The sequence below is a fragment of the Vibrio sp. 10N.222.49.C12 genome (assembly GCF_041475025.1).
Lineage (GTDB): Bacteria > Pseudomonadota > Gammaproteobacteria > Enterobacterales > Vibrionaceae > Vibrio > Vibrio crassostreae_C.
The window spans coordinates 48,782-55,108 of record NZ_JBFRVF010000002.1 but is presented as its reverse complement, the minus strand read 5'-3'; the positions used below and the strand labels follow the sequence as shown (position 1 = coordinate 55,108).

The 6,327-nt window shown below is 43.9% G+C and carries 6 protein-coding genes; 2 read left to right on the top strand and 4 right to left on the bottom strand.

The window, feature by feature from the left end; all coding sequences use genetic code 11:
* Positions 1-443 precede the first annotated feature (443 nt).
* The 4 genes from AB4583_RS01340 to AB4583_RS01325 all read right to left on the bottom strand — a co-directional run bounded on the left by AB4583_RS01340 (position 444) and on the right by AB4583_RS01325 (position 4,820).
* Positions 444-1,466 (bottom strand): SDR family oxidoreductase, encoded by a 1,023-nt coding sequence (locus AB4583_RS01340; protein ID WP_372116075.1) that lies wholly within the window; start codon positions 1,464-1,466, stop codon positions 444-446.
* Between the two features lie 92 nt (positions 1,467-1,558).
* Positions 1,559-2,836, bottom strand: a complete 1,278-nt coding sequence (tviB, locus tag AB4583_RS01335; RefSeq protein WP_372116074.1) for a Vi polysaccharide biosynthesis UDP-N-acetylglucosamine C-6 dehydrogenase TviB — start codon at positions 2,834-2,836, stop codon at positions 1,559-1,561.
* Positions 2,837-3,250: 414 nt separating this feature from the next.
* Positions 3,251-3,571 (bottom strand): hypothetical protein, encoded by a 321-nt coding sequence (locus AB4583_RS01330; RefSeq protein WP_372116073.1) that lies wholly within the window; start codon positions 3,569-3,571, stop codon positions 3,251-3,253.
* Between the two features lie 166 nt (positions 3,572-3,737).
* Positions 3,738-4,820 (bottom strand): helix-turn-helix domain-containing protein, encoded by a 1,083-nt coding sequence (locus AB4583_RS01325; protein ID WP_372116071.1) that lies wholly within the window; start codon positions 4,818-4,820, stop codon positions 3,738-3,740.
* Between the two features lie 288 nt (positions 4,821-5,108).
* On the opposite strand from AB4583_RS01325, the gene AB4583_RS01320 reads away from it, so the two are divergent.
* A complete protein-coding gene (locus AB4583_RS01320; RefSeq protein ID WP_372116070.1) occupies positions 5,109-5,582 on the top strand; it encodes a hypothetical protein in 474 nt (157 codons plus the stop codon).
* 11 nt (positions 5,583-5,593) lie between these two features.
* A complete protein-coding gene (locus tag AB4583_RS01315; protein WP_372116083.1) occupies positions 5,594-6,157 on the top strand; it encodes an N-acetylmuramoyl-L-alanine amidase in 564 nt (187 codons plus the stop codon).
* Positions 6,158-6,327 lie beyond the last annotated feature (170 nt).

The window sequence follows — 6,327 nt, the reverse complement described above, 5'->3', positions numbered from 1 at the left end:
ATTTGAAAATTTGATGGTCAGTAATTAACCCTCATCCCTTATAATACGGGGATGTACGTGCGATTTCCCTGCCGTCCATGTCCTATACCTAGCAAAAGACAGTATATGATCACAGCCAATAGTGATCGTCAAATCGATCGTCAAATCGATCGTCTATTAAGTTGTTATTTTGGGAGATTCACGATACTTTGAAGCAATACATCAACACGTCTGAGCCTTTATTCCATATAGGCTTTTCATGATCTTGCCCTGACAGCATTTGAAAATTTGATGGTCGGTCCGTAATCAACCCTCATCCCTTATAATACGGGGATATTCGTGCGATTTTCCTGTGTTTCCCTTAGCTCGCTAGTGATTGTACTCATCTAACTTAATGTTCAAACTGTTGGTGCGAATCAAATTACTACTGAGCCAACAACGCCAATAACAAGTATTTAATTCTGTTAGCCGATGAATTTCTTGTACCAAGGCATCGCCTTATGGATACCATCTTGAATTCGATACTCTGGGGCATAACCCAGCTTTTCATGTGCTTTTGCAATATTGGCCTGCGAGTGCCTTACATCACCGGCACGGAAATCGCGATAAGAAGGAGGAGCGCAATGCTGAACATCGAGATCATTCAGTGCGCGCTGAATGGAGAAATAGAGTTCGTTTAAGGTGGTTCTGTCACCTAAGGCCACATTGTACACTTCATCTTTCGCATTATTTGGTGCTGTAGCTGCCAAAATATTCATTTGCACTGTATTATCGATAAAGCAAAAATCGCGACTGGTTTCACCATCGCCGTTAATGAATACCTCTTCACCTTGTATCATTGACGCTGTCCACTTTGGAATAACCGCCGCGTAAGCACCATTCGGATCTTGACGTGGGCCAAATACGTTAAAATAACGCAGTCCTATACTTTTAAACCCATAAGTGCGAGCAAACACATTTGCATAAAGCTCATTGACATACTTAGTTACAGCATAAGGTGATAATGGGTTACCGATATTTTCTTCAAGCTTAGGCAGCGCTGGGTGGTCGCCATAGGTTGAGCTACTTGCCGCATAGGTAAAGCTTTTTACTTGCTCTTCTTTGGCTGCTGTGAGCATATTAAGAAAACCCGTAATATTCGCTGCATTAGACGTGATAGGATCCGCGATAGAGCGTGGCACACTGCCTAGAGCCGCTTGGTGTAATACGTAATCTACGCCTTTAACGGCATCATTACAGACTTCATAATTACGAATATCACCATCTATGAACGTAAAATTATCCCACTGGCAAGCCTCAACTAAACCTTTTACTTCATCCAAGTTACGCTGATGGCCAGTTGCAAAGTTATCTAAACCCACCACTTTTTGGTTTAGTTTTAATAATGTTTCTAGAAGGTTGGAGCCAATAAAACCAGCAACACCAGTTACTAACCAGGTTTTGGGAGTGGCAACAATTTCGCTTTTGATTTGTTCGAATTTAGTCATGATGTCTCTTTACTAACAATTCAGTGCTTAAGGGGGGAAGGAGGGATAAACATTCTGTTAAGTAACGAATATCTACCCTCCCGTAAACCAACCTATAAACGCATATCTACGTCTGATTTATCCAGTACGTATTTCAAGTCGTAGAGTACGTGAGACTCTTTACCTAATGCGTGAATTTCTGCCGCACCCATTTGCTTAAACTCATTGTGGCCTACCGCCATGATAATGGCATCGTAGTGGTTGGATTTCGGCTGGGTTAACGATAAGCCGTACTCATGTTGCGCTTCTTCATTTGAACACCAAGGATCAACAATATCGACATTGATGTTGTATTCTTTTAGTTCAGCGACAATATCAACTACTTTCGTATTACGCAGATCTGGGCAGTTTTCTTTAAAAGTAAGCCCCATCACTAATACGTTGGCTCCTTCAACATGGATACGTTGCTTGAGCATCTTCTTTACCAATTCAGAGACAACATACTTACCCATGCCATCGTTCAAACGACGCCCCGCTAGGATCATTTCAGGATGATAACCAACAGTCTGAGCTTTATGCGTTAGGTAATATGGATCAACACCAATACAGTGCCCCCCTACTAAACCTGGACGGAACGGTAAAAAGTTCCATTTGGTGCCAGCCGCTTCTAATACTTCTAAGGTGTCGATGTTTAGCTTGTTGAAGATGATTGAAAGTTCATTAATCAATGCAATGTTGACATCACGTTGAGTGTTCTCTATTACCTTTGCCGCTTCTGCTACTTTGATGCTAGAGGCTTTATGCGTACCTGCGGTAATGATAGTTTTATACAGTTGGTCAACAAACTCTGCAACTTTATCATTCGAGCCACTGGTCACTTTTAAGATATTCGTAACCCGATGTTCTTTATCCCCCGGGTTAATGCGCTCTGGCGAGTAACCCGCAAAGAAGTCTTTATTAAATGTTAAGCCTGAAACTCGTTCTACAACAGGTAAACACACCTCTTCAGTAGCACCAGGGTAGACCGTTGATTCATAAATGAGAATATCGCCTTGGCTAACTATTGACCCCAAAGCTTCTGATGCTTTGATCAATGGGGTTAAATCAGGCTGCCTATGCTCGTCAATTGGCGTCGGCACAGTAATAATGTAAACATTGGCTTCTTTGAGTTGGTTTAGATCTGCCGTGTATGTCAGAAACTGAGCTTCTTTTAGTTCTTCTTCCGAACATTCAAGCGTAAAATCCGAACCACTTCTGAGCTCATCAACGCGAGATTGGTTGATGTCAAAACCTAACGTTGGCATCTTTTTACCGAACTCTACCGCGAGCGGTAAACCAACATAACCCAAGCCAATTATCGCTACTTTGGTGTTTTCGAACATGGACGCCATACTTATTCCTAAAATATTTAATTCCTAATTCTTAATTCTTAATTCTTAATTCTGCGGGTAATTTACTTCCAAAATGCCTCAGTTGTATTAAACATACTGAGACACTTTTTATTCATTTTGAGACAGTCTATTTTCGACAATCCCTTATAAAACCTAGATTTTGCTGTCTTTTTAAAAACTGCCCCAATAGGCCGCCAAAAGCAGCCTTTCAGTAGCTTGTCGCGCTTTTGAATTGCTATACTTGCTAACAAGCTAAATCTGGGTACGCTACCGCCCTTAGGTTTGGCTCCTAAAGGCAATAGTGACAATTTGTTCGCTTTATGCGTTTTTCATACGGTTTTAAATATGCGGGGCATTCTAGCAAAGTAAGTGCACATTAACCAGTTTGAAATTCACCCTGTCTGGTCGAACATCTTACCAAGCATTTACCCAGCGAGAGCATTGTACGTCTTGTAGGTACTGAGTGCCTATGTGGTATCGGTTTTCTTGTGCTGCGTCGCAGTAGCGTTTTTCTATATCAATAAAAATATTGCCGTTGCGGTACAGCGAGACGAAGCTCGGGTTATTGTTTACCGCCAATAACGCTTTAATCTCGGTGCGTGTTAGCCCTTGTGGGTAGTGGTTAACCAGCAGTTTCAAAAACTCGCCAATGCGTCCTTCTACTCGCGCTATCTCTTTTTCTAAAATGGTGACTTTTTCTTCCGTTGTCAGTTTTTTTAGGCTGATATCGTCCATTTGCCCTCTCCCTAATTCTACTTTTGTATCTTGACGTTTTTTGTCTGTATTCGCGCTTGGTCTGCCCTAGCCTTTGGTTTTCCTAAGCTTTTCGCTTCCTAAATCATTGGTTTTCAATAGCTTTTAGCTGTGTGAGCAAGCGCTTAGTCTGTGAATAATCGAATGGTCACTTTTTAGAATCCGTGCAGGGCGATTTGGATTGAACTAGGGCCTTGATACGTGCTTCGAACGGATTGGTGGTGCTTTTGGCTTGGTAGTCCGCTAGGGCCTGAGAGACGGGCGTGGGTTGTTTGTGAACCATGGTCTTGGCTGCCGGTTGGGTTTTAGCTTCCTTGGTCGATGTAGAAGCAGAAGCCCTTGCTGGTTTAGCCGCTTTTGTTTGCTTAGCCGCTCTAGCCTGCTTAAAGACTGGCGATGAGTCTCGCTTCGCTTTGGCTTGGGCGCTTCTTCTTAGCCAGCCATTCACAAAGTGACCAATGTGCTCAAAGGGTTTGCGCTTATCGGGGTTGATGTACAGCCAGGCTTGCATGGCATGCAGTTCTTGCAGCACATCTAACTTTGGGTAGGTTCGCTCTAAGATTTTGTAGAACTCATGATAAATCGGCGCGCTGCCCTCTTTGGTGAGCAGGTGAATCACGGCTTCATTCTGTTGGCTTATGGGGTTTGTGACGTTGGTTTTAGGTGTCGAGATCTCATGTTGTTCAGAACCGCTTGGAGGATCAAGTACATCGGTGTCATCCAAGCTGCCGTTTTTCAAGCTCAACTCTGTTTTATGTTCTTTATGAAAGATTATGTGTGCCGGATGATCACTCTCCGTGGTGGATCTTGAGTCACCCAGGGGAGTGTTTGAATGGTCGGTTTTCTTCGCATGTTCTGTCTTCTGTGGATATTCCGACGAAGCTGACGGTAAACCTGTTTGTTCTACATTCGTGTTCTCTTGATTCGCTTGGTCTAGATCGATCTGTTGAATGTGGCTGTCGCTGGGAAGGCGCAGCTGATATATGTTGCTGCGCTGGCGTCCTGAATCATCAAAGCGCTTTATCCGCTTCACAAAACCTTGTTTTTCGAGCTCGTTAACGTGTCGTTTCACGGTTCTTACCGACACTTCGCAATATTGCGCCAAGTAATTGAGGGAAGGAAAACACACGCCGCGCGCATCGGCGTTATCGGCCAATTTTAATAACACCAACTTGCTGATGGGCGAGCCAGTTTTTAATGGGATGAAAGAAAGAATTAGAGAAACACACATGGTTAACGCTCCTTGTTAATTAGTCATTCGTATAGAAATCCATTGATATACAGAAGCATTAACAACACTTTTTGGCGCTTTAGGGGCGAAAGGCCCATGAGATAAGTTGTAAGAAAAGATGTTTGGTTAATCGCCTCGGATAGATATGCAACATCAACCTTATTAAGCAATGGCTTTTCGAAGCACTTCTCACTTTTTTGTGTTCCTCCGTTTTCGCAGTATTGCCCGCCAACCCCAATCAAGATTCTTGAAGTACATTGCTCTCCCCATACAGCAATAAGGTGCTTAATGAAGGCGATTGTTTCTCTTTTTATTTCAGCGTATCAACCCGGAATGGCGAGCATCGAGTGCCGTGCTAACTCCCTCACTCAATCACGTCAGCCGTTATTTTTTAGTGATAGTGATGGGTTTGGCCAAGTACTGAGCTATGAAGTTAACGGTTATAAAGAAAGCCATTTAGAAGGTTGTTATTTTAATGAGGATGAATGCGGTGACACCCCCAGCTATGACGATATTTGTTGGATGATCAGCCGAGCACGGCGTAAGCAGCCTCTGGGTTATTACGTGATGTATTTACGCTATGTAAACCACCACCCCGGCTATGCAAAAACCGTAGCCACCAGTCTGCGACAACACATCGCATTGCACCCTGATTTAAAAGAATCGCTATCAACGTCTTTAATCGCCTATTTACAACAACACGAGGATTTATTTTGTCAAACACTCCACCAGCAACTGATCGAGTTCCAAACCAGCCATTAGAGGCTTCTGCTTTGCCAGAGCGGGCTTGTTCGCAAGAGCGAATGGGCTCACAAGATCAAGAAGACTCGGAAGAACAGGCTAGCAAGCTCACGCTCATCCCTTCGTTAGATCCTTGTTTGCCTTCAGCATCCTATTCATTCAGCCTGGTTTCGGTTTTACTCCGCTTACCTCATTGCCCGCCATATTCCTTTATTACTGTGCATTGCAGCGCCACGCCGCCACAGCAAGATGTAGGCGTAGCCGAGATTCGTCGATGGCATAAAAAGAAAGGCTGGCGCGATGTGGGGTATCACTTTGTTATTCGTCGCAATGGGGATGTCCAATTGGGCAGGCCGCTGTCGCAAACTGGCGCGCATGTGAAAGGACACAACAAGGGCAATATTGGGGTTTGTTTGGTTGGCGGTTGTAATGCCGAGCTGCAACCAGAAGATAACTTCACACTTGCGCAGCGCAAGGCACTGTTTGGTTTGATGGCTGCACTGCAAGAGCAGTTCTTGATTTCAGATGAGAATGTTAAGGGGCATAAAGATTGGGGCGTGAATAAGGCGTGTCCTGTTTTGAAGATAAAAGCTTAAGAGCAGGTGCGGGATTCGAAAAGTTAGGAAAATAAAGTGAGAGTGGTGCTTTTAGCTCCTCCCCTTTATCACGACTGTTACTTGGCAGAAAATATCAATATAAGGGGAGGCTGGGAGGGGTTGGTTAGGCATTAGCTAGCAACCCCCTCTAACTCCCCCTTCTATTAACA

What these genes read in the sequence shown, in the direction of transcription:
- AB4583_RS01325 (WP_372116071.1), bottom strand. Translation starts at nt 4,820, where the DNA reads ATGTGTGTTTCTCTAATTCTTTCTTTCATCCCATTAAAAACTGGCTCG.
- AB4583_RS01340 (WP_372116075.1), bottom strand. Translation starts at nt 1,466, where the DNA reads ATGACTAAATTCGAACAAATCAAAAGCGAAATTGTTGCCACTCCCAAA.
- AB4583_RS01330 (WP_372116073.1), bottom strand. Translation starts at nt 3,571, where the DNA reads ATGGACGATATCAGCCTAAAAAAACTGACAACGGAAGAAAAAGTCACC.
- AB4583_RS01320 (WP_372116070.1), top strand. Translation starts at nt 5,109, where the DNA reads ATGAAGGCGATTGTTTCTCTTTTTATTTCAGCGTATCAACCCGGAATG.
- tviB (WP_372116074.1), bottom strand. Translation starts at nt 2,836, where the DNA reads ATGGCGTCCATGTTCGAAAACACCAAAGTAGCGATAATTGGCTTGGGT.